13 protein-coding genes and 1 other RNA gene are annotated in these 25587 nt (G+C 38.5%); all 14 read right to left on the bottom strand.

Features of this window, described 5'->3' with window-relative positions; all coding sequences use genetic code 11:
- Nucleotides 1–10: 10 nt before the first annotated feature.
- Nucleotides 11–2779, bottom strand: a complete 2769-nt coding sequence (locus ACSSV9_RS09335; RefSeq protein ID WP_437346985.1) for a beta-glucosidase — start codon at nucleotides 2777–2779, stop codon at nucleotides 11–13.
- Nucleotides 2780–2823: 44 nt separating this feature from the next.
- A complete protein-coding gene (locus ACSSV9_RS09330; RefSeq protein ID WP_437346984.1) occupies nucleotides 2824–4014 on the bottom strand; it encodes an SMP-30/gluconolactonase/LRE family protein in 1191 nt (396 codons plus the stop codon).
- Nucleotides 4015–4033: 19 nt separating this feature from the next.
- A complete protein-coding gene (locus ACSSV9_RS09325) occupies nucleotides 4034–5479 on the bottom strand; it encodes a DUF362 domain-containing protein (RefSeq protein WP_437346983.1) in 1446 nt (481 codons plus the stop codon).
- A 94-nt stretch (nucleotides 5480–5573) separates the two neighbouring features.
- Nucleotides 5574–8309, bottom strand: a complete 2736-nt coding sequence (galB, locus tag ACSSV9_RS09320) for a beta-galactosidase GalB (RefSeq protein WP_437346982.1) — start codon at nucleotides 8307–8309, stop codon at nucleotides 5574–5576.
- A gap of 153 nt (nucleotides 8310–8462) precedes the next feature.
- Nucleotides 8463–12278, bottom strand: coding sequence for a T9SS type A sorting domain-containing protein (locus tag ACSSV9_RS09315; RefSeq protein WP_437346981.1), 3816 nt, complete (start codon nucleotides 12276–12278; stop codon nucleotides 8463–8465).
- 108 nt (nucleotides 12279–12386) lie between these two features.
- A complete protein-coding gene (locus ACSSV9_RS09310) occupies nucleotides 12387–14192 on the bottom strand; it encodes a T9SS type A sorting domain-containing protein (protein WP_437346980.1) in 1806 nt (601 codons plus the stop codon).
- 31 nt (nucleotides 14193–14223) lie between these two features.
- Nucleotides 14224–17307 (bottom strand): TonB-dependent receptor, encoded by a 3084-nt coding sequence (locus ACSSV9_RS09305; RefSeq protein ID WP_437346979.1) that lies wholly within the window; start codon nucleotides 17305–17307, stop codon nucleotides 14224–14226.
- A gap of 23 nt (nucleotides 17308–17330) precedes the next feature.
- Nucleotides 17331–18737 (bottom strand): MFS transporter, encoded by a 1407-nt coding sequence (locus ACSSV9_RS09300; RefSeq protein ID WP_437346978.1) that lies wholly within the window; start codon nucleotides 18735–18737, stop codon nucleotides 17331–17333.
- 223 nt (nucleotides 18738–18960) lie between these two features.
- The gene (locus ACSSV9_RS09295; protein WP_437346977.1) at nucleotides 18961–21270 is read right to left on the bottom strand and encodes a glycoside hydrolase family 3 N-terminal domain-containing protein; all 2310 of its coding nucleotides are present in this window, start codon (nucleotides 21268–21270) and stop codon (nucleotides 18961–18963) included.
- Between the two features lie 207 nt (nucleotides 21271–21477).
- Nucleotides 21478–21574: signal recognition particle sRNA small type (ffs, locus tag ACSSV9_RS09290), an RNA gene on the bottom strand.
- A gap of 24 nt (nucleotides 21575–21598) precedes the next feature.
- Nucleotides 21599–22612: a glycosyltransferase family 9 protein gene (locus ACSSV9_RS09285; RefSeq protein WP_437346976.1), complete on the bottom strand. Its 1014-nt coding sequence runs from the start codon at nucleotides 22610–22612 to the stop codon at nucleotides 21599–21601.
- Nucleotides 22599–23717, bottom strand: a complete 1119-nt coding sequence (locus ACSSV9_RS09280; protein ID WP_437346975.1) for a glycosyltransferase — start codon at nucleotides 23715–23717, stop codon at nucleotides 22599–22601. The genes ACSSV9_RS09285 and ACSSV9_RS09280 overlap by 14 nt, the downstream gene beginning before the upstream one ends.
- 5 nt (nucleotides 23718–23722) lie before the next feature.
- Nucleotides 23723–24682, bottom strand: coding sequence for a GNAT family N-acetyltransferase (locus tag ACSSV9_RS09275; protein ID WP_437346974.1), 960 nt, complete (start codon nucleotides 24680–24682; stop codon nucleotides 23723–23725).
- Nucleotides 24683–24696: 14 nt separating this feature from the next.
- The gene (locus ACSSV9_RS09270; RefSeq protein ID WP_437346973.1) at nucleotides 24697–25587 is read right to left on the bottom strand and encodes a PorV/PorQ family protein; all 891 of its coding nucleotides are present in this window, start codon (nucleotides 25585–25587) and stop codon (nucleotides 24697–24699) included.

The raw sequence follows: 25587 nt of genomic DNA, 5'->3' as shown, positions 1-25587 counted from the left end.
ACACGAACTTTTATTTTATAATTATTTCATCACTTAGACGAATATCTTCGGAAGAGCTCCCAATAAGTATTTTCCAGAAGCCTTTTTGAACCACAAAATTGTTTTCGTAAGTACTGTAAAATGAAAATTCCGAGACAGGAATACTAAAATGTAACTTTTGACATTCTCCAGGCTTAAGTGTAATTCGCTGAAATCTTTTCAATTGTTTACGAGGTGTCTTAAACTTTGCATCTGTAGAACGGACATAGACCTGCACTACTTCATCTCCTTCATATACGCCAGTGTTCTTTAGAGAGAATTCGATTGTAAGAGTGTCACTTTCGCTTAGATTTTTGTGAAAAATATTAAGACTATCATACTCAAATGTAGTATACGACAGACCGTGCCCAAATGGAAATAAAACCGGTTCTTCCAGGTACATATAGGTTCTGGGATTATTAATTATATCATAGTCAGACATCGGTGGTAATTGTTCTGTGGAAGCATAAAAAGTTTGAGGTAATTTTCCCCCAGGATTATAATCTCCGAAAAGAACATCGGCAAGCGCCTGTCCTCCGAATTCTCCATTATACCAGTTTTCGACAATAGCTCTGGCATATTTTTCCGTTCCTGCCAGAGCAATCGGTCCTCCGTTTACAAGCACTAAAACAATGTTTGGATTGACTTCGGCCACTTGTTTAATTAATTCCTGTTGGACGGATGGCAGTTCAATTGTTTTTCTGTCGAGTTCTTCCTGTGATATACCGGGAGTTATTCCCACAACTAATACAACTAAATCGCTTCTGGCAGCTATTTTCTTGGCACTTTCAAAATCTTTCTGTCCAAGATCCCAGGTTAATCTGGCAGTTGCTCCCAGTGAATTATCGAAGTATTCTAATACTACATCATATTTTTTACCAGGCAGTAATTTTACTTTTGCTGCAATTGGTTTTTCACCGTGTTCTTTCCAGTCATCTATGATTAATTTATTATCGATAAATAATCTAACGCCATCGTCACAGCTCGTTCCAATATAGTTGATCGTGTCCGGTGGAATTATAGTACCTCTCCATCTTACTGAAAATTTATCGGAAGGTACGCCATCTGCAGGTGAGTTTATTCCGAATGAAAAATTAACCATGGAATCGACTCTTGTAAAAACAGGCTTACCTTCCAGATTCATATTGTCGTAATATTCGCCAAGCAAACCTTTACTACCATTTTTTTCAATTATACCGAAATATTGAGACTCAATTGGTCTCAGTAAACCACCGCCGATGTCGCATCCCTGAACATAGTTGACTTTAATATTCATAGAATCCGCTTTGTTTTTAATTCCTTCTAATGGACTTACCAGGATATTAGGGAACCCGCTATAGATGCCTAATTGAGCTTCGCTAGCGTTAGGTCCAATTACGGCAATCGATTTTATTTTGTTTTTATTAATTGGTAATATACCATTGTTTTTAAGGAGGACAATCGATTTGTGTGCAGCTTTTAGAGCCAGTGCTCTGTTTTCTTCGCTGTCTAAATAATCTTTCCCGATCGATGAATAAGGAACAATTTCCGGTGGGTCAAATTCACCCAATCTGAAACGGGCAGAGAGCACTCTATATAATGCTTTATCGATATCTTTTTCATATAGAAGACCTTCGTCGATTGCATCTTTGATAAATTCACGATATGCCTGACCACAGTTTAAATCGCATCCTGCAAGGATACTGCGAGCAACTGCTTCAGCGCCTGTTTTAAAAAATTTATGTCCATAAATCATATCATAAATAGCACCGCAATCGGATACAACATATCCCTCAAATCCCCAGTCACGTCTTAAAAGGTCGGTCATCAAAAATATATTGGCATTACTCGGTACTTGATTCAATTCGTTGTAGGCACCCATTATAGAGAAAGCTTTTCCTTCAGTGATTGCATTTTTAAAGGCGGGCAAATAATATTCGTAAAGGCTTCTCATGTCAACGTCCGACGAGCCGGTGTGCCTTCTTTCTTCTTCATTATTTGCAATGAAATGTTTTGGAGTTGCAACGGTTTTTAAGTAATAGGGATGGCTTCCTTGCATGCCTCTAATAAATGCCACTCCCATTCTGGATAATAAATATGGATCCTCGCTGTAGGATTCTTCATTTCTGCCCCATCTTGGATCCCTTGCTATGTTGATTGTAGGGCTCCAATACGTCAAGCCTTTTCCGTATAAACGATTCAAAGCTCGGGCTTCGTCGGATATTGCCGATGCTACACTGTAAACAAGTTCAGGATCCCACGTTGCCCCCATTGCAATTGATTGAGGAAACGATGTAGCACCTTTTGCCAGTACACCGTGTAATGCTTCATTCCAGTAGTTATAGGCTCTTAAACCGAGTCGGGGAATTGAATCTGCTTGATTTGTCAATTGCTTGATCTTTTCATCTAAGGTCATTAACGCTATCAGGTCATTCAGTCTTTCCGTGTACGAGCCGTACTTGTAAACATTAACAATCACATAATTGCTGTCAATTAATTCGTTCTTCTTTAATGTATAGTTAAATAGGTAATATCCAGGGCGGGGTAATTCAACTTCAGTTTTATAATCAGAAGGATTCTTTATTATAACTCCATTATTATTGACACATTTCCAATTTACAAATTCTTCATCCGTAGAATTTTTACAGCTTAATGTTACCGATTTCCTTTCTTCCCAATTAACAAAATAATAATTATTAGATTCGTTATTCTGCGCAAATAAATAATTGTGAAATAATATGTAAAAGAGAGTCATAGAAAGAGTAAAGCTAAGTTTTTTCATAGGGCGAGTCTCCCCTTTAGATGATTGAAGCCTTTGCATACAAATCATTTTAGTAAAAGTAATTTTTTTGAAGCCGTGTAATCTTCTGCGATTAGTTTGTAATAATAAACTCCGCTGGGCAATCTTTTTGCGTTAAAAATTAACGTATGAGTACCAGCAGGTTTTTTCGAATTTTCCAGTGTAACTACTTCTCTTCCCATGTCGTCATATAATTTTATTGTAACATGAGAATCGACAGGGATTACATACGATATCTTTGTAGATGGATTAAAAGGATTTGGAAAATTCTGAAACAATTCATATTCCTTAGGAATCGATTGTCCGTTGTTTTCATTTGAAGTAATGATTGGTCGTACCTTGAATACCGAATGTCCAGCGGTTATAAATAAAGTTTTATTATCATCTTCGCCCCAGGTACAATTTGACGCTGAGATATTTGAGGGTAAATGAATTTTTCCGATTAGTTCTGCCCCAGGAGAAATTATCCAGACAAAAGATGAACAGGTAACATAAAGATTACCATTTTCATCGACTTTCATTCCATCAGCATATCCATTGACAGGAATTGTAAAAAAAAGTTTTTTATTTGTAATAATCGAATCATCTACAACATCCCATACATAAATCTTATGTACTCTCGAATCATTTACATATAATTTTTTTTCATCTGGAGAAAAACAGATGCCGTTGGGAAGTTCGAGTTTATCCAGAAGCCGAACGTTGCCTTGAGGACTAATCCTGTAAATACCATTAAATGTCAATTCTTTATTTCGGAGCCCTCCAGGAATATTGAAATCGGGATCGGTAAAAAATATCGAACCGTCGGATCTTACTACCAGATCATTTGGACTATTGAAACGTTTCCCCTCATATCTGTCTGCCAGCGGAGTTTGAGTACCATCATTTTCAAAACGCACTATTCTCCTTTTTCCCATCTGTCCTGCTACCAGTCTGCCTTCAAGGTCATAAGTCAATCCGTTTGTACTATCCGATGGGTCCAGATAAATCTCCTTGCCATTTTCTGGGGTCCATCTGTAGATTTTATTCCCTTTAATATCAGAAAAAAGCAAACCAATGCCTTCCTTCCAGACGGGACCTTCAGGCTGTTCAATATCTGTTACAATTTCTTCAACCGTTGCATTTGTATCAATTATGATTTGTGGCACGACATGGTTTGCTGTCGTTATCAGAAAGATAAAAATCAGGACAATATTTGTAAGCATAAAGTTTTTCATATTTCTCTTCATGTTAAAGTTATTTTTGATAGATCATTTTAATTGATTGACTGTAACCATTAGTTTCCAGTCGACTGATATAAACACCGCTTGCCAGTCCTGTTGCGTTCCATTGCAGTCGGTGTTCGCCTGCAGGTACCTCACCTTCAATTATAGTTTCGATTTCTCTGCCGGTTATGTCGTATACTTTTAATTTTATATACTCATTCCGCGGCAAGTAAAATACAATCATAGTAGAAGGATTGAATGGATTTGGATAATTTGCGCATAATTTAAAATCGGAAGGCTTTTCCAGATTCTTATTTTTCTCCACGCTTGTAATTAAATCTTTCCCGTCGCCAACTAAATTAATTTCGCTCAGGCGGTTGGTCCCAATTCCCTTTTTGTAGAGAAGATCAAGATAATTATCGCATTCAGTATCGCCATAGCTGTTTTTTGCCGGCAACTTAAGTTTTGCAGCTTCTGGATTAAGTCCCATCAAATGAGCAGCTATCGTGTCGGTAGCCACTGGATCCTTTCCTGCAAATAATACATGGCTGGCGTAGGGTGCAAAATTCGGATTCCAGACGCCTTCTCCGCCTATTGCATTTTTAATTCCATCACCAATAGAAAAGTCGACAGGCCGCGCTGAATATAAATCGCACACTGCGCGGGGTAAAAATACTGCTGAGGAACCATTCGTAGGGCTATGGATCGCCTGTCGCCTGTACTGGATCTGTGGCGTTGTATAATCCACCTGCGGTACCGAACCAATCTGGTTCTTAATTGCTAATGTAATTCCTGCTTCTGCATGCTGCTTTAGCTTTCCAATCGATACATATACATCGTTATTAATAACTATTTCATTCATCTTGAAACTCGGGAAATTATAATAGCCGTCACCCGTAGAAACGTCGATAAAATTTCCCTTGCTAATATCAACCAATCGACAGCCTAAGTCTTTTTCTATAGATCGATATCCCTCAAATACCGGGTTATCAAATGAATCGTAGCTCCCGAGACTTTCAACTATAAAAATGTTACTGGGTGATACTCCCGAATCAATAATTAATTCTGTTGCAGCTCTCACTACAGTTGAATGGCTCCACATTGCTTCTTCGATTGATGCGCCTTTTAATTTGTCGTTGGTGGCACTTCCAGAACCGCCTGTAAGGTTAATCTTAATTACAACCTTTTTATCGGTGCTGAATAAATCTGAAACACCACCTAATTGTTCAAACAAGTATTGCATTTTCTGTTTAACTCCACCATTGACATCATCATATACATAATTGTCAGCTGGAGTATTCAATGTATTTGTGATTGCAACAGTTGATAAAGTGGTACGTTTATTCAAATCATATGCAAAAATACCTGACGGTTTCAAATAAGGAATTGTAAACAAACCTGCAAAAGCAATACTACTTTTTTTAATAAACTCTCGTCTTGAAGAGCTTAAGCCCTCGTTAATGTTGGATTTTTTCATTACCCCTCCTTTAATTATTCATATAAATGTTTGCTTACTGAATTGTTACAAGAATGTAAGCTTTCAAATTATCATTATTATTTAGCATAAAATTTTATTCGATACTTATAACAGTACTTCCTGCTTGCAACCCTTCGGAATAAGCTTTCAAAATTGCATTGCCTTTGGTTCCTTCAATCGATCTGACTATAACCAGCAGAAGTCCATTAAAAGCGTTCCTGCTTTTTGATGGAAATGGAATCATACAGGTCGGGTCGCCATTATCGGTAGCAATAATTTCAGCAGGTCCTTCGATCTCTAAGTTAATTGTATTAGCAGCGTCAGGTACAAGCAGTCCGTTTTCGTCTGTAATTTTAACTGTTACAAACGAAAGGTCTTTACCGTCGGCTTTGATTATTCGTCGATCCGGGATCAATTCCACTTTCGCAGGTTGAAGTGTAGTTTTTACGCTATCGGTTGCCCACGGTTTGCCGTTTTTATAAGTCAAAACTTTTAATTCACCCGGTTCATAAATAACTTCGTCCCATCGTAATCGATATTCAAATTTTCCTTTTTTCTTTTTTCCTAAGGATTTTCCATTTAAGAATAGTTCTGCTTCGTCACCCGATGTAAAAATGTGGACAGGTGTTACTTTACCAACTCTATCGTGCCAGTTCCAGTGAGGTAGAATGTGAGCCATCGGATAATCAGGGCGCCAGTAAGATTGATATAAATAGAAGCGATCTTTTTTGAAACCGGCAAGGTCGATCACGCCAAAGTATGAGCTACGAGCCTTGTAATAAGGAGTGGGTTCACCGAGATAGTCCCATCCGCTCCATACGAAGCCACCTGCAACAAATGGATGCCTGTCGAGTGTAGCAAATACTTTATCTGCCGACGATCCGAAATCAGCCGTATAAAGTTCATAAGCGCTGACATATTTTTTGTCTGGATCGCCTCCCTGCGAGTCGCTTACAGGCGAACTAATACCATCGTATACAGGAAATAAATATGTGCCCCGACTGCTTAAAGCTGCTGCATTCTCGCTGCTAAGAATTACTTTGTCTGGAAATTTTTTATGAAATTCTTCATACAAAGGTTCAGTCTTAATCCCCTGCAAATGTGCATAAGCCGGTGCATTACGGATTCCTTCTCCTTGATAATTTAGACTAATTACATCCATCACTTCCGGAAATGGCATGTACGGTTTGGCATAATTCATCGAAGCAGTTGCCGGTCTTGTGGAGTCTTCCTGTTTAATAATATCATACAAATGTTTTGCAAGGGCGGCACCTTCTTTGTCGGTATATTGTTCACCTACTTCATTACCGAAACTCCACATAATAATTGAGGGATGATTTCTATCCCTGCGAACAAAAGCTCGCAAATCCTGTTCATGCCATTCTGGAAAAATCAAGTGGAAATCGAGAGGTGTTTTCTTGCGTTCCCACACATCAAATATTTCATCTACAACTAAGAATCCCATTCTATCCGTTAAATCGAGAAATTCTGGCGCAGGAGGATTATGAGCAAATCGAATTGCATTACATCCCATTTCTCTCAGTAATTCTAATTGACGCTCGGCAGCTCTTATGTTAAATGCTGCTCCTAAAGGACCTAAATCGTGATGCAGATTGGCACCTTTAATTTTAATTAATTCATCATTGAGAAGTATCCCTTTTTCGGGATTAAATTCAAGTTTGCGAATTCCAAATTTTGTCGAGTAATTATCTATCAGTTTTCCATCCTTTAGTAATTTAATTTCCGACAGATAGAGATTGGGCGTTTGTGTCGGCGGTACACCCCACAATTTGGGATTATTAATTTTAATGCTACTTTTATCTATATGACTGGTATTCGGTTCGATTTCTACCTTTCTAATTACTGAACTGGCAATAAGGCTGTCAATTTTATATCCCGAGCGATTTACTGCATAAATTTCATGGATAATATCGATATAAACTTTTTCATTCGAGTTATTGTCGATTTTCGTTCTGATATCTACTTCAGCTCTGTTTTTATTGATATAGTTGGTTGTAATAAATGTGCCCCAGTGTGCAATATGGATGCGATTAGTTTTAACCAGCCAGACATTACGATAGATACCAGCGCCTGGATACCAACGAGACGATTTTGGTGGGTTATCCAGTCGAATTGCTATAATATTATCTTTGCCAAAATCGATGTATGGGGTCACGTTGATTCTGAATGAATTGTAACCGTAAGGCCAGCCTCCAGCAAGATAACCATTAATCCAGACCATTGCATACGACATCGCACCGTCGATATCGAGATAAATTTGCTTGGCCGAATCGGAATGGGGAATGAAAATTTTTTTTCTGTACCATGCCACACCATGAATTGGCAAACGCCCCATGCCGCCTCCAACTTCGGCGTCCTCCCCTTCCAGAAATGGCCCTTTAATTGCCCAATCGTGGGGTAAATTTATTTTTTCCCAATTACTATCGTCATAATTTAACTGTACAAAGGGGAAATCTTTACCTGGATTACCGTCTGGTCTTTTATAATGTTTCGAATTGTCATAAAGGAATTCATTTCCCGTAGGTAATATCCAGAACTTCAAGACTGACTTAGGCGATTCAATCTTAGCTGCTTCGGTTGGAATCGCATCTGCAGGATTATCATCTTTGTATTCTTTAATAGCAGGTCGTATATCATATATCAAACTATCTGCATTTTCAATCGCTTCATACTTATAAAATCTCCAATCGTTATTGAGCAATATTTTTTCTCTTACATATTTTAAATTTTCTGTCTCGCTTTCAGAAAAAATAAAATTACTTACCAACAGCAATGCCAATAATGCTATCTTGTATACACTTGATTTCATAATAAATTAGAGCCCGCTCGTCTTTAAGTAGAAGCCTATAAGTAATGTGTAGTTTACTAGTATGATCAATTGCTTATCGACTAATAAATTCAGCAGAAAATAATAATAAACAGCCCGCTCATGGCGGGCTGTTTAGGACCCCAAATGGAGCAATTATTTAATTAGCATCAACTTCTTCACGCTATAGAAATCGCCAGCTTTGATTGTGTAGAAGTAGACGCCTGATGCGAGATTCGAAGCATTGAAAGTAACTCTGTGATAACCAGCATTCATGTGTCCGTTAACAAGTTGAGCTACTTCTTTGCCCAAAGCGTCATAAACAACCAATTTAACATCGCTACTTTGTGGCAATGCAAATTCGATGTTGGTTGTTGGGTTGAAAGGATTCGGGTAATTTTGTCCGAGTGAATAATCTGTCGGAATTGTAGAAGAGAATGTTTCTACGGAGACGACGGAATCAGGAATTTCAATTGGAGCACCCAGATCGACCAAAACATCATAGAGATTTAATTTTGTTGCACTTGCCAGATTATTTAGTGCAATATTAAAGCTATTGATCTTTGAAATCGGCGTTTTGTCGTCCACTACAATTCCACCGAATTTATATGAACCATCTTCCTTGTAGATATAATAACGGAATTCAACATTTCCATTTTCTTTAGGTGCAATTGAGAATGCAAAATTGTACATACCTTCTGTAGCGACAGCACCTGCAGGTTTTTGACGTGTATCTGCCAGAACATAATCTCCTGCTTCGTTAGTATTGAGCCATGTACCGTTAATAATTGCACCTACTGTGCCCATTTGATCGTTTCCTTCACCCCATGCTGTTAAATCGTTGCCACCACTGTGTGGAATAACCAGATAGCCCGATGCACCAGATTCAGAGCCATTCCATTCCATTCCGTTTTCTGTAGTAACAAGTTTTCCAGCATTCTGATAGAACAATCCCATTCTTAGTGAGGACCAACCTTCGAAACCGCCACCTACAAGTTCCATCTTTCCTGTAACTACTAAAGCTTTGTCGACTTTAGCCTGTACATCTATCGGGAATTTACCTCTTAGGGCAGCCCATCCAAATGGCTTTCTTGCTCCAGACATAGTTGCATTACCAATTAATTCTACCGGTTCTAATGTCCAGCCGCCGGTTCTCTTGCCGATGAATCCCCAATCGCCTACATAGAATTTCTGCCATGGTGCTTCCGGAACAGTAATTGGATTTCCTTTATCAACTTTTACTGCAATTAATCTGAACTCTTTCATTGCAGTTTGTATTCCATCACCAATGCCAAAGCAGATACCATTGAATTTAGTAGTAACCTGAGCAGTGTCAATTACAGTACCACCGAACCAATATTTTTTATCTTTATGGTACATGTACCAGCGAATTTCATTTGTACCGTCTGGTAATGGTTGCACAGAAATAGCAAAGTCATAAACACCACCTACAATAACAGCTCGTGCCGGAGCCTGTTCAATGGCAGCGATTGGACCCCCATTATTGCTCCAGGTGCTGTTCCATCCTGTACCACCATTAATTGTCCAGATAGTACCAGCACCACCAGCTCCATTTGCCATATCGGTAGTTCCAGAACGAGGAGTAAATTCATAGCCGTAATGGACGCCAGTACCTGTCCATTCAGCTTGAGGTGTAAAACGATTTATTAATTGGCCTTCATTATCCCAATATGTCAATGCATAACGTAATCCTACGTAACTTTCACCCGGTCCATCGCCTACATATTCAAATTGTCCTGATACGATAATTGCTTTGCTTGTCGTGGCTTCAATTGTTGTCCCGAATCCACCTCTAATCGTTGCCCAGGTTGCAGGTGGCCCATCTGCACCCATAGCTGCATCGCCAACGATAGTATTTGAGTCAACGAGGATTGGCCAACCTTTACCACGATTTGTAGTTCCCCAGTACTCAACGTAGAACGGTTGCCACGGAGCTTCTGGAACAACTATCGGTTCACCATAATCTACTTTTGCTGCAAGGACTTTAAATTCAGTCCAATCACCAGTATTGACACCGAAACAGATACTATTAAATTTATCTGTTGTGGCTGTGTCTATAATATTACCACCGAACCAATATTTATTGTTCTTTTCTATAAGATACCATCTAATTTCATTATGGGTGGCATCAACTTTTCTTAATGAGAAAGCAAATTTATAAATACCCGGGATAATTTCTGCATTTCGAGGAGCCTGTTCAATAGCTGCAATTGTTTTACCATTATTGCTCCACGTACTATTCCAGTTACCATTATTTATTGTCCATACAGTTCCACTACCACCGGCTCCATTTGACATAGTTCCTACACCGGTACGTGGATGGAAACCGTAACCCCAATACTTACCGCCAACCCAAGCGGCTGAATCTGTTAATGGATTTTCGAGTTGAGCGTTTTCCATATATGTAATTGCATAACGTATTGGAGTATAACTGCTTCCGCCCCCCTCTGTTCCTACGAATTCCAGTTCACCGGTTACAATTAAAGCTTTGTCTGTTTTAAGTTCGAGATCCTGCCCGAAACCACCCTGCACGGTTGCCCAACCTGCTCCATTGATTGGAGAGCCATCACCGGAAATTAATGCATCACCTACTAAAGTATTTTCATCGTTTCTAATCTTCCAATATTTTCCTTGAGCTGTTGTACCCCAGTCCTGAAGATAATAAGCCTGCCATGGTGCTTCGGGAACTTCTATGGGTGAGCCTAATCTTGCTTTTACGCCAGTTAATTTAAAGGCGGTCATATTTGTTGTAATTCCATCTCCAATACCAAAACAAATTCCATTGAACTTAGTACTTACCTTAGCAGAATCGATAACAGTGCCGCCGAACCAGTATTTTTTATCGACATGATACATATACCAGCGGATTTCGTTTGTGCCGTCTGCCAAAGGTCGTACAGAAATAGCAAAGTCATAGACTCCGCCTTCAATAATGGCACGAAGAGGCTTCTGTTCAACGGCTGCAATCGGTTTCCCGTTGTTACTCCAGGTACTGTTCCACCCACTGCCGCCATTAACTGTCCATACAGTTCCTGCTCCTCCTGCACCGTTAGCCATATCGGTGGTTCCTGAACGAGGAGTAAATTCGTATCCGTAATGAACACCGGTTCCAGTCCATCTTGCTGAATCGGTAAATCGATTAGCTAATTCACCTTCGTTGTCCCAATATGTTAATGCATATCGCAAACCGATGTAGCTCGCACCGGGTCCATCTCCAACATATTCAAACTTACCTGTTACAACTACAGCTTGATCTAAACTTGCTTCGAGTACTTTTCCAAATCCGCCTCTAATTGTTGCCCATGTTGGTGGTGGGCCGTCAGCTCCCATAGCACCTTCTCCTGCAGGGGTATCTTCTCTATTGAGAATTGGCCAACCTGCTCCACGGCTGGGAGTTGAACCCCAGAGTGTTACTAAATCGGGATCGGCTGTACGGGTAACAACTATATTGTCAATCCAGATAGTACTGTTGTTATTTTGTGCACCTCCGAACATAAACTTAACTTGATTAGTGGGTACACTTTCATTTGAAACCATTGTAAAGGTAAAAGTTTGAGGAGTAGTAGTTACATAAGCAGTATCATCAAGGCGCTTAGTATAAGGAGATCCTTGAATTTCGAAGAGAGCATTAATTGCGGTATTCTTAGTGGCAACAGCCATAAAAGATAGAGTATATTGATAACCGGGTAGCAATGGCAAATTAGCCACACGCTGAATGCGCCACATTTCTACACCGCCTTTAACAATTTCAGCTTTGTAGGAATTTGCACCGGAAAGTTTTCCGGTATTGTCGATTGAAAACGTTACGGTAGCAGAAGCCTGATCGATCCAGCCACTGTTCCACATACCGTCGCCATTATCAAATTCGTCTGAGAGGACAACTTCCTGAGCCATCAGCCCGGACGTTATCCATACAACCAATAATAAAACAAGTTTTAGATTTTTTAACACGACTCCACCTCCCTATTTTGTGTTGAATTTATTTGTAACCAATTAACAATCACCCCATTCATTAAAACCGTATTCGTCAGAAATTTACCTGACGAATACGGTAATTAATTATTTCATTAACATTAATTTTTTAGTCAATGTAATATTATCAGTTTCTAAGCTATACAGATAAACACCGCTGGGCAAATTTGATGCATCGAATGTTATTACGTAATTGCCAGCTTTCTGATTACCTTCGAATAAAGTTGCAATTTGCTGACCAAGCACATTAAATATCTTGATCGATACATATCCTTCTTTAGGAACAGAGTATTCGATATTTGTAGTTGGATTAAATGGATTGGGATAATTTTGTTTCAGTCTATATTCAGTAGGAACTTTGCCATTAAGTTCACGAACACTAACTGGATTGGGTGAACCATAATTTAACCAATTATTAATTATCTTCCATTCCTGATCGCGTTGAGCTTCCCATGCAGGTTTTATATCCGGGAACCAGTTCAGATCGCCTAAGGGGAAACCACCCATTGCAGCAGTTTTATATTTTTCGTTTGTATAAGCTAAGTTTTCTGGCAGCGGCCATGTCTGATTGAAACCTGCATCAGGTCGATATGACCAGTCAATATCTGCATTATTGCTCCATTTGTAATCCATGAATGTAAGCAGTGCTTCCTGGTTTGTAGCTGGTTCAATAAACTGTGGATCCTCAGAATAAATTGTTTCCCAATCTACATTCATTGTTTTGAAAACTTTATTACCTTCGGCATCAACAGAGTCGATAAAATCAATTTCATCCTGTCCCAGCATTGGTGAAGGATTATAAATCAGATCGGACTCTCTATTTCGAATTCTTTCTTTAGCAGATGGAGCTTCTGTAAACCATTTTAGATAAAAATCCTGATACAAGTATGCAACGTTCCCGATAAATAATTTCCTGTCGAAGTCGGTAAAATCAACTGCAAATCCGAACGAATCAACAGGAGTAAGACCGTTAATTAAACCACCACCCGGGGAATTACACAATCCGTTTTTAAAGTCATCATATGTCATTCCTTCCGGACAAACGTCGACTGCTCTGTATCCAATCATCATGGGATTAACAAACAACGAATTTGTAATAGCTGCATTTCTTAACCAGCCAGCAGATTGGAAAACCCATTCAACTGAATTTAGAAGTGTACAGTGGTTAATGTAAACATTGTCACTGTATTCATTCCCTTCCTGCATAATAATTCGGCTCAGGTTTGTAAACGAACAGTTTTCAAACAACAACGTATCATAATGCCAGCCCGAGCTCTGATATGGGAATGAAATTGCACGGCCATAATATCTGAAGTGGTTATCTGAATTATTTCTCCAGTATGAGTTGTAAAATTTCCCCACGAAATGGTTAGCCTTAACAGTTATAGCACCTCCAGCTTCTGCGCCAATACCGGCATAGTCAAAGATACAACCATCGAATATTCCAACTTCTGGGTCGTTCGCATCTTCCTGGTTTTCAAATACAATCGAACTGCTTACTTTATTACCAAGAAAGTCTGCATACCTTACCCAGACATTTTTCATTACTATATCCCCATAACTCTGAATAAGGTAAGCTCTGTCGATTCCCTCCTCTGTCCATACAATCTGGGGAGGAGCAGATTCCTGAGTATTCCCCGGTTTGGGAGCAACTATCTCGAGGTTTTGTCCCTTATCCAAAAAAATACTACGGCTTAGAACATATACCTCGTATGGATTCAATTTGAAGACCGTATTGTTGATGGTTCCTTCGTTAATTGCCTTCTCAATTGCATCATTTAAAGTACCGTATTGCTGCGCTTCGTAATATCCTGGGACAACAACGGTATCTTTTTGAGCAAAGAGTGCAGCACTAAAAAACACCAACAATGAAAGTATAATTATTTTCTTCATAGCTTCTCCTTTTTTATGATAAAGTTATTTACTAATATCTCAGCCTTATACCGACATTAGCCGTAAGACCATAATTCTGAATATTTCTGAAACCGCCGGTTGATTTATGCAATGATTGTGTATTCGCATTATTGAGGTTGCTGAAATCGAGGAATAACTCAGAATTGAAGAATGGAAGTTTTTGTCGTGCAGACAAATCGACCCTGAAATAATCGTCAGAATAAGAATCGTTTTCTGGATATCTTCCACCGTTACCAGTTGCAATTTGATCCTGGTATACAAATGAAAGTCGGATTGAAAAATCTTTGTAGTCATAACCAATATAAGCATTCAAAACATGATTAGGTTGATCCAGTAATCTTCCTGTCGATGAACTATCAACCAATACAGGAATTCTCTCTCTTCCCACAACCTTAACTTTCACATCAAAGAACGGATAGCGGGTTTCAGACGATATGCGAGCATAATTAATACCAAATACAATATTGTTAAATGGCGAAGGAAGGTACCAGAAATTATGCTGTAAATCGAATTCAAGTCCTTTAACAGTAGCATCAAAGGGATTATTCAATGGTCTGAAAACTGTCGCATTCGATTTCCCCGTAGTAGGATTAACTACAGGTGTAACTACATAAGCTCCATCTCGTACAATTTGATAACGTGGTAAAGAGTCGATGCCAGCTCCTTCGGCAGCATCGAGCTGATAACTTGCGTTATAAACGAAGTTTTCAATTGTTTTATAAAAAGCTCCAATTGATAAAAGACCAATTTCATTTGCATGGAAAGTAAAACTGAGATCATGATTATAAGCCTGTGCAGGCTTGAGTTCAGGATTTCCTGTATAGATAGTATTATTTTGTGTAATTGTAAATTTAGGACTAATTAAATGATAATCCGGTCTCGATAATGTTTGAGTATATGCGTATCGAATGTCGAGCCATTTTGTGGGCGAGAATTTAATTTGTCCCATCGGTAGTAAAAATTCATTTGATTTGTGGTCTGTTGTATCATACATAATCTGCGCCTGAGCATTGCGTACGTCTCTTGCATTGTAAGCAAAATATTTGGTGTTAACTTTTTCATAACGGGCACCTGCGATAACCATAAATTTCCAGAAATTAACTTTAAACATACCGTATGTTGCATAATAATCTTCATTATATCTGTAATCGTTCGTAAGCTGCTGGAATGGTCCATCATACCATCCACCTTGTGCACCAGTGCTGTACTCCTTATTTGAAGCATCGAATTGAGGATTGCCAATAATATAATTCAAAATATCGATGAGTATGCCTGGATTTGCTACATAGTAGATGGAACCATATTTATTGTCGAGGAAAGGATCATAAAGTTTGCTGTCATTATTTATAAACGAAGTACCAACCAGTTCACCTCTGTCGTTAGTTGAAATGCCGAATTGGTCTTTAATGGTTCGCATTAATTTTGACTGGATATCATTGTCAGTAGAATTTGCGCTGCCATTGAATCCAAGGTAAGGTGCTTCCTGATCTGTACGGTTGTATTGATTGTTAATCTGTCCACCAAACTTAAAGAAACCGCTGAGTGATTTTCCAAAACTAAATGGAATTTCAAAATCGGCTTTATACGAGAATTTTTCTTCAAGATAATTATTACTGAAAAGATTTGCACTTCTCAATACAACTTCATCTGAACCCTTGTAAGCTGTAAGCAAGTATGTCAAGTCTTCTGGTTTTACATTGTCCCTTTTAATACCTCCTTGAAGCGCATCGGTCTGGTTAAAATTGATTACAGGAGATTTATCTAACACATTGTTTGCCGAAGTATAATTGGCTGATAGATCAGCTGTCATAAAGCCGAAATCGTAATCGAGTTTGATAGAGTGCATGCGCTGGTCGACAGTATTGTCGCCTAATCTTAACTGCCATTCCATTCTGCCATTGTCGTAATTAATTGTTTGCCTGTTGTCGGTATAATCTGAATTTAAGCGAGCAAACATATTAACAAATTTTATCGATCCACCTGGCAGGGTATAATCCATTATTAAATTAGCTCCAAAACGTTTTCTCGTTTCAATATGACGGTTAAATGTAACTGAAGTAACTTTTACGGGACGATAGCCTGTAGTTGGGTCAATTTGAACTTCTTCGGCGGCAAGTGCGTAACCAGCATCCATATTGTCAGCATCCCGATCATAGGATTCTGCGTTAACCAATGCATAAACTCCAAGCTTGTCGTTGAAGAATCGATTGCTTGCCGATGCTACAGCGCGGAAATTTCCATACGTATTACTTTTTGCAGTATAGCCCTGCTGATAAAGTAAATTCCAATGCAAACCGGCCGGTGCCTCTCTCAATTCCATATTGACAGTACCACCGATTGAATTAGCATTCATATCGGGTGTTAAAGATTTATAAACTGCAATCATTCTGATCATATAAGGTGAAATCATAGTCAGGTCAACGCTGCGGTCGTTGTTTAATCCGCCCGTTGCTACGTATGGATCTGATGTGATACCGATTGACGAACTACCTGTGGCAGATAATTTCACACCTTCCACTTCTATCGAGTTGTACTTCGGTGAAAGTCCACGAATAACTATTTTGCTATCCTCACCCGAGCTTTTTTGAGTTGAGATACCAGGGAGTCGACTGAGTGCAGCTGCAGCATTAAAGTCGGGCAATTCCTGAATCCTTGCTTCTGAGACAATATTTGCAATTTTATCAGAAGTTAATTGCTGGTTGATAGCTTCTAATTGTCCCTGTGCCTGAGCAGTAATAATTATGTCCTGCCCTTCGATAGCAGTTATTTCGAGATAAAAATTTTGCGCAAGAGTCTTGCCAACGGGAATATCTACAACAACACTATCGGGTTCGTATCCTATATAACTGACAATAATTGTATGACGACCCGCGGGAATATTTCTTATTAGGTATTCTCCGTCCAAATTGCAAGCAGCGCCCAGAGTTGTCCCTTTAACGAGGACATTTGCACCAGGTAAAGTTTCATTTGTTTCTTTATCGTAAACCGTGCCTCTCAAACTACCTTTTCCCTGGGCATTGAGAGGAATACTAATTGTAAAGATGAGTAGAACCAGAGTTATAAAAATCTTTTTAATTGGTATATCGAGAGTCATACCCGCCTCCAATATTTATTTAATTAATTAGTTGCCAATTCATTAGAACGTCTGCCCTCTAATTCCACTTCTATTTCAGACATCATTTTATTATTCAGAGGATATTTAATCATCAGTAAACTTCCAATTACGCCCGCAATTGCAGGATAGACTGTCATTAACAGTTTAATTCCTGTAATTGTCTCGGCTGTTTGTACCTGATTTGCTACAAATCCGTAATATGCAAGTAGCCATCCTACAATTGCTCCTCCCAGAGTTAATCCAAGCTTCAACGAAAAAAGGGAAGCTGCCATTATTAATCCAGTGGCTCTTCGTTTATTTTTCCATTCAGAATAATCAGCAGTGTCTGTATAAAGCGCCCATTGAAGTACAGACACCGGACCGAAGAAAAACGATAAGATCAAGTTCAGCAGAAAGAGCAATATAATTGCATCTGGTGGAACCAGAAATATTGCGGCGCTGAAAATTGCACTGCCTAAAAGGAAAAATGTATAGGTATTTTTCTTGTCGAATTTTTTGGCAAACCATTTCGTCAATATTGCGCCAATAATCGTTACAATTGTACCTGAAAGCATAAACGATGACGATAATAATTCGTAAGAAAGTTCATAAGTAGTACCAAGTAAATTTAGCTTCCGGTCGAGAATATAATATTTGAAGTAGTACATAATGGTAGAATTTCTGACGACAATAAAAATCAATTGGAAAACTGTGGCGCCTGCTATCAATAACCATGGCCTGTTAGAAATCAGATCCTTTAAATCCTGTTTGAAATCACTCTTTTGTTCTTTCGGTGGGTAAACGCGTTCTTTTGTAGTAATGAAAGTAGTAAAGAATAACAAAATGGCAAGGATAGAAAGCACTCCCATTGTCCATTGCCAACCTAAAGCTTCGTTATTGCCACCAAAGTATTTGACGAGGGCAAGAACAGAAGCCTGTACAATAAGTCCTCCGACGAAAGCAGCGACAAATCGGAAAGACGATAGCTCGGTTCTTTCCATCGAATTTGGAGTTATGACTGCCATTAACGCCGAATATGGAACATTGACCGCCGTATATGCCATCATCAACAGGTTATAAGTAACAAAAGCATAAACGAGTTTTCCAGTAGGATCAAAATTTGGAGTTGTAAATGTAAGTACACCTAAAATTCCAAAAGGAATTGAAGCCCAAATTAGATAAGGTCTGAACTTGCCCCAGCGCGTATTCGTACGGTCTGCTATAGTACCCATAATCGGATCATTAATTGTATCCCAAATTCGCGTAATTAAAAATATTGTGCCCACAGTAGCGGCAGGTAATCCATATACGTCAGTATAGAAATACATCAAAAACAACATAAAAGTCTGGAAATAGAGGTTGGAAGCGGTATCTCCGAGACTATAACCAATTTTTTCCTTTAGAGACAAATATTTCTTATTGTTTTCCACAGCTACCTCTTAAGTGATTTTATTAAGGAAAGAATATTATTCTGGATTGGATTAAGTTCTAAGATGGTCATATTTAAAAAATTGGGAGACATGCGACAATTTTCCTCCCTGTTGTATGTCCCCCCACAACAGTTATATAATATAGTATTTATTGTCATACTCTGCGTCCAATCACTTTACCGAAATAAACCGGCTAAAGTTTAGGACAAAACTCTTTTTATTTTCATTTGACCGTTAAAATTGTTTTTATTAAATCTTCGTTACGCGAAGAATTGCCTACCATTATTTCGAATTCTCCGGGCTCAACTACAAATTTCATATCAACATTTGTAAACGCCAGATTTTCAGGTAATAATTCAAATATTACAGTAGTAGTATGACCAGGGTCGAGTTTAATTTTTTTGAATCCTTTTAATTCTTTTACAGGTCGGGTAACGGAGCTGACTTTATCTCTTATATAAAGTTGAACTACTTCTTCTCCTGGTAATTGTCCTTCATTCTTAACATCAACTGACACGTTTACTTTTTCATCAGCTGATATAACATCTTTGCTCAGTTTCAGGTTAGCGAAACTAAATTTTGTATAACTCAAGCCGTAACCGAATGCAAAGAGTGGAGAAACATCGTCGAAAAGGTAACCTCTTCTTGCCGAAGGCTTATGACTATAATGTGCTGGAATATGACCAGCAGATCTCGGAATTGAAACTGGTAATTTACCACTTGGATTATACTCTCCGAACAATACATCAGCCACGGCATTGCCGGTCTCCTGTCCAAGATACCAGCATTCCAGGATTGCAGGGACATTATCCTTGATAAATCCGATCGAATTCGGTCTGCCATTAAAGAGGAGTACGACAACAGGCTTACCGGTTTTCAAAATTTCTTCAACCAATTTATTTTGGCTGCCAACCAGTTCAAGCGAAGGGCGGTCGCCAAGATGATTTTTATTCCATGCTTCGCGTGATGTCTGTTCGTTTCCCCCCAGAACCAGCACAGCGACATCGGATTTTTGAGCAACGGCAACCGCCTGATTAATTAACTGTTCATTTTCAGCCGGATCTGGCAATAATACCTCGTCTTCGTTCCATGATCCACCGACCGTAATTTTGCAACCTTCGCTGTAAAAGACTTCCCCTTTGTTGCCGACTTTTTCTTTGATACCCTGATAAACCGAAGTATAATATTTCGGAGTACCATGATATCCCCCCAAAAGCATTCTATCGGCATTTGGACCAATAACAGCTATTTTTTTGAAATTCCTTAAAGGAAGAAGATTACCTTCATTTTTTAGAAGAGTAATTGTCTCTCTTGCAGCTTGCAAAGCAAGTTCTCTGTCGGCTTCCAGTTTTTTTTCAAATTGACCTGGTTCAACTTCAATGTATGGATTATCAAACAAGCCCAGCTTAAATTTATACTTGAGCATCGGTAAAACCAGCGCGTCGATGTCCGATTCATACACTAATCCTTTGTTCACCATCTCCGTTAAATTTGGATAGCAATCTGGATTTGGAAACTCGATATTTACCCCAGCTTCAACTGCTAATTTTGCAGCTTCAACTTTATTGGCAGCCACACCATGACTAACGGTTTCTTCTCTATGAAACAATTCGGTTATTGCATAATAATCCGATACAACAAATCCTTTGAATCCCCATTCGTCACGTAATACTTTCCTTAACAACCATTTATTTGCATGTGAGGGAATACCGTCAATTTCATTATAAGAAGCCATAACACTGATTACACCAGCTTTGTTGATTGCTTCTTTAAACGGCATAAGAAAAGTATCCCTAAGAAAACGTTCGGAAAAGTTTGCAGGCGCACAGTTGGTACCAGATTCCGGTTGGCCATGAGCTGCAAAATGCTTGAGAGTGGCAATAACTTTATTGTTATTCTTTAATGAACCATCGCCCTGTAAACCTTTAACCGAAGCAATCCCCATTTGTGAAACAAGGTAAGTATCCTCACCAAATGTTTCTTCAACTCTTCCCCAACGTGGATCTCTGACAACGTCAACAACCGGGGTTAAGGCCTGATGAGCTCCACGTGTACGAGCATCTTCTGCTATTGCAGAAAATATTTTTTCAATTAATTCAACATTGAAAGTTGCAGCAAGCCCAATTGGAACTGGATAGCTTGTGGCATCTTTTGCTGCAAGTCCGTGCAAACATTCTTCGTGGAATATTACAGGTATGCCCAGTCGTGTTTCTTCTACTAAAAATTTCTGTATAGCATTTGCATATTCGACCATTTGATACGGGTTGAGCCCCCCGTCTGTATCGCTCAACCGTGCAATTTGACCTATGCCATTTTTTAGATTCTCTCTTAACTTATCTAAGCTAAAATTACCCTCCTGGTCAAAAAGGATCGTCTTTTTATCTTCCCAGATACATAACATCTGCGCCACTTTTTCTTCGAGAGTCATTCTCTTTAATAAATCTTCGGCTCTTTCATCTGGGGATAATTCAGGATTTTTGTAGTCGTATAAGACTTCAGATTCTGGTTTGGCGGTGTGAGCTGACTTTTCCATTCCTAACTTCCTGTATTAGTATTAAGTGTTTTAGAACCTGATTACTAAACGAAAAAGTTGTACTAACAAATTATTTCGATGACAAATAACCCTATTTGGTAGAAAGTCTTATCATTTCAAACATAATTAAACCGTTTCAATATTACGAAGAATTATTTTAATTAGCAACAATAAGAAAATGAAATTCGACAAAAAATTTAAAATAAAAAAAGCCAAGCCGCTGACCACCCAGGTTAGATACTTACCGTTGCTTCCTTCCGGACCTGGCGGGGTTGGGTATTAACCTGCCAATCAGGGCCTGGCAAAATTGGAGCACAAATATAAAAAATTATTCTCTATTTAGCATTTCTATTATCTCTCTGTAAATCCTCTCGGGCCTCACAAATTCAGAATCTTTATATTCACATTTTTTTGGATCACCCGGGCATTGCTGCTGACAGTAACTTTTTTCTGGCAAGATTATTTTATGAATATTTCCCAAAGGGCCCCAAAGTTGAGGCGAACAAGCAGTCATGGGACAAAATAACGATAATGTTTTTACTTTTAATGCTGCACATAAATGCATCGGACCAGTGCTTGCAGACACAAGCAAATCGAGCGTACTGAAGTTGATTATTGAATTACGCAAACTGCTATTGAGATTCGGGTAAACTACATCTTCAAAGCCAGATAAAATTTCAGGAGGTTTCAAATCCGTTACTACCACTCTTATTTCATCGTTAGTCCTCAATAATTCAATTAGACTAAAATATTGCTCACTTCGCCAATTAGGTGCCGAACCCCCACTTGTAGAGTTAATCCCTACTAAAAATTTTTTTTGATTTAAAAATTCAGTACGTCTCCTCGCCGATATTTTCAGCTCTTTTTCTGTTAAATAAATTTCCGGAGTATAATCGGTGCTTTCGACTCCAATTTTACGTGCTAAATCAAGCGAATAGTCGGCTTCGTGCCTGAGTGGATTATATTTTTTTCTGTCTACAAAACGAGTAAATGTCAGTAACTGGAATAATTTATGCCCGACTCCAACTCTATAAGGTATTCCTGCAAGAAATAATAAGTAATTAATCCTTTCATCTGGCAAAAGCATTAGAGCGTCAGTAAACCGGTATCTCCTAATTTCCTTAATTGTATTAAAAAATGAATTTGCTGGATTATAGGTAATTATTTCATCTACGAAGGGATTATTCAGGTAAACATCTTTCGCATAATCCCGAATCATAACTGCAACAAAACTGTTCCGGTATTTTTTTTTAATTTCACGCGGCAGAGACGTCGATAATACTACATCACCGATTCTATCGGGTCGAACAATAAGAATCCGTTTATTTTTATTTTTCTTCACCGAATAGCTTTCCACGAACTTGTTCGTACTCTCTTTGCCAATTTAATTCTTCGGCTGCCCTCAGGCAATTTTTTCTGTAATCATGGAGAAGCGGCGGATTATCGAGCCATTTATAAATAATATCTGCTACCGATTCACCTTTCTCAATATAGACAATTTCTCCAACACGATATTGAGTAACAATTTTTTTCATCTGCGGTAGATTGCTGCAAATCACTGGCAGTGCTGCCATAATATATTCAAACAATTTGTTTGGCAAAGCATGATAATAGCTGATACTAATATTCTCAATCAAACAAAGTCCAGCATCGGCTGCAGCTGTGTAATTAATTAAATCAGTTTGTTCTATAAAACCACCCCAGATAATTTTATTCTCAACGGAGTATTCTTCAGCAAGTCTTTTAAAATATGCTTTCTTTTCCCCCTCACCCAGAATAAGTAGTGTTACTCGATCAAGTTTACTCAGCTCTTTTATAAAATAACCGAGTCCTCTGCCGTCCAAAAGCATGCCCTGGTACAAAATAATCATGTTTTCTTTAGGGATGTTATATAATTTTTTAATCTCTATTTTCCTGTCGGGTTTTTTGTAGAGAGGGATGTTTCTAATTACAAGCGTATTTGAAATCCCATAATAATTATGAAGGAATTCCGAATCGAGTTCTCCCGTGGTCAGTACAAGGTCAACTTTTTTGATGAAAAATTTTTCTATTTGTCTTATGATCCATTGAAGGATGGGACGTTTTGTCAATCCTCCAATAAAAGGATAGAGTTCCCTGCTGTTATAATAGACCTTTGAGTTTCTCAAACGTGCAGCCCAATAAACAAAGGGTAACGTGTAAATATCTTCAGCAAAATAAATATCTGCGTGTGTGGAAAAAAGTTTGCTTAATAATTTGATTGCAAAATCGAAATAAAAGAGAAGACGGTTTTCGCCTCTGTGCAATTTAAATATGACAGCATCATTTCTGATAATATCGCTTTCAATTCCGAACCAATCAAATGAAATAATATCGACATGATGCCCTTCAGATCTGAGTGAGCTGGAGAGATTGGTGATTCTCGAGTCATGTTTGTAATTGCCCAGAAATGCAATACATATTTTCATGTCGTTTAGAGCTTAATGTAGAGAGTGTTGCGCATAATGGCTTTGGCATCGAACTTTTCTTTGAATTCAATCAAACTCATGCTGGGTGTCATTGGATTGTCTGCCTTTGTATCCTGCGAAACGCCGATGTCGACATATTTAAATCCTCTTTCGGTAGCATCTTTAACCACTTCATACATAACTCTCTGTATTGGTTTTAAGTGTGCGTATTCATATTTCAACATATTGTAAAAACAGAGAGCCACATTTTTGTTGGGATAAAACATCAACGATCCACCGATTGGGTTATCGCCGTCGTAAACCATGAAAAGTTTCAAATAATCGGGCAGTAATTCCTTTAGCCTGTACAAATCCCTAAGAGAATGTGTCGGTTTAACACCATGCCGGGCTTTGTTTTCCAGCAGAATTGGGTAAAATTCGTCGTAATTGTCGTTAACTTCCACGCGCAATTTGAAATCGCGAAAAGTTTTTCTGATGTTCCTTCTGATCGTGGGCGAAAACCTTTCAATTATGTCCCTATTAGGGTCAAGTTTAATAGCGCTCGAGATGTAATGAAGTTTATACGAAAAACCCTGCCATAACATAGCATAGTCCAGGCTTTGATTTGGATATTCTTCATAAATCATAGGAGCAGCGGTTAGCATAAATTCTTTAATACCGTTTTTTCTACCATAATTGATCAAAGTTTCTACTATTTCCATCGCTTTAGCAAAAGTAATATCTTTTGTAACAATCGAGCCGTAACTTGCACCAATAGGCGATTCAAATAAGCCGTCGATAATCGATCCTGGAAGAAGAGCGATGATATTCCCCTTTTCAACAAAAATAAGATGATCGAATTTAAATTTGCCGGCTTCGTGATAGTCGAGAAATTTTTGCATATGGAACATCGTACCGTTATTCGATTCCAGTACGAAATTGTCCCATTCTTCTTTCCATTCTTCTGTATAACGGATAATTTCCATAAGCGACCATTTTTTTATCTGAATGAATATGATATACTAAAGGAATGTGAATCACCCAGGTTATATTGATACGGTTGAAATGCGTAGTCGAGATTTATATTTTTCCATTTAACACCAAAACCTGCTGATAATGTTTTTGAATAATATCCCGACATATAACCTGCTCTCAAAAAAAGTGTGTTCGAGTAATCAATTTCAAACCCGCCGTGCAGATGTAAATTATCTCCGTAAAAATATTTCTGCGTGCCGGCGCTAAATAGAATATTTATGTTATTGAAAAATAATTTATAAGAAGCTCCAATTCTGACTTCAGAAGGCAGGTCGGAAGCTTCGTACCTTAGATTATTCATTTTACCGAGATTTCTAATTGAAAGTCCAACTAATAAATTATCTGCGAAACCGGAATAAGAAAAGCCAAGATCGTAAGCCAAGCCAGAAGCGTCGTCGGTATAAAGATTTTCATAAACAAATTTTACCGTGGCTCCTGCAAAGAACGAACTGTATATTTTGCCCGAGAATGAAACACCGCCATAAAAATAGTTGGCATTGAATGTCGCATCCGCTTCACCTGGACGCGTTCTTATTTCAATATCATCGATTGAAGTAGATGCAAATGTCAGTCCAACAGGTATACCCCATAAATTAAGTTTCGATAGGAAATATTGAGTACCGATATCATTGAACCTTGTATTATGTGTAAATGAAAAAGAAGTAGATTTATCGAGACTGAGCAATGATGGATTATACACAAAATCATAAATATCAGTCTGGGCAACTCCCAATTCACCCATTGCAATAATTCTCGAACCGACGCCGTTCTTTAAAATTGAAAGTCCTGTCGATTGTGAAGACTGCCCTGAGATAATTCCCCATGCAACGAATAATAAAAAAATTATTTTTTTCAT

It is taken from the genome of Melioribacter sulfuriphilus, from assembly GCF_051488685.1.
In the GTDB taxonomy this organism is placed as follows: domain Bacteria; phylum Bacteroidota; class Ignavibacteria; order Ignavibacteriales; family Melioribacteraceae; genus Melioribacter.
The sequence above is the reverse complement of the archived record's forward strand: the minus strand, read 5'-3'. Positions and strand labels throughout refer to the sequence as shown.

What these genes read in the sequence shown, in the direction of transcription:
- ACSSV9_RS09330 (WP_437346984.1), bottom strand. Translation starts at nt 4,014, where the DNA reads ATGAAAAACTTTATGCTTACAAATATTGTCCTGATTTTTATCTTTCTG.
- ACSSV9_RS09310 (WP_437346980.1), bottom strand. Translation starts at nt 14,192, where the DNA reads ATGAAGAAAATAATTATACTTTCATTGTTGGTGTTTTTTAGTGCTGCA.
- ACSSV9_RS09270 (WP_437346973.1), bottom strand. Translation starts at nt 25,587, where the DNA reads ATGAAAAAAATAATTTTTTTATTATTCGTTGCATGGGGAATTATCTCA.
- ACSSV9_RS09305 (WP_437346979.1), bottom strand. Translation starts at nt 17,307, where the DNA reads ATGACTCTCGATATACCAATTAAAAAGATTTTTATAACTCTGGTTCTA.
- ACSSV9_RS09275 (WP_437346974.1), bottom strand. Translation starts at nt 24,682, where the DNA reads ATGGAAATTATCCGTTATACAGAAGAATGGAAAGAAGAATGGGACAAT.
- ACSSV9_RS09295 (WP_437346977.1), bottom strand. Translation starts at nt 21,270, where the DNA reads ATGGAAAAGTCAGCTCACACCGCCAAACCAGAATCTGAAGTCTTATAC.
- ACSSV9_RS09325 (WP_437346983.1), bottom strand. Translation starts at nt 5,479, where the DNA reads ATGAAAAAATCCAACATTAACGAGGGCTTAAGCTCTTCAAGACGAGAG.
- galB (WP_437346982.1), bottom strand. Translation starts at nt 8,309, where the DNA reads ATGAAATCAAGTGTATACAAGATAGCATTATTGGCATTGCTGTTGGTA.
- ACSSV9_RS09335 (WP_437346985.1), bottom strand. Translation starts at nt 2,779, where the DNA reads ATGAAAAAACTTAGCTTTACTCTTTCTATGACTCTCTTTTACATATTA.
- ACSSV9_RS09280 (WP_437346975.1), bottom strand. Translation starts at nt 23,717, where the DNA reads ATGAAAATATGTATTGCATTTCTGGGCAATTACAAACATGACTCGAGA.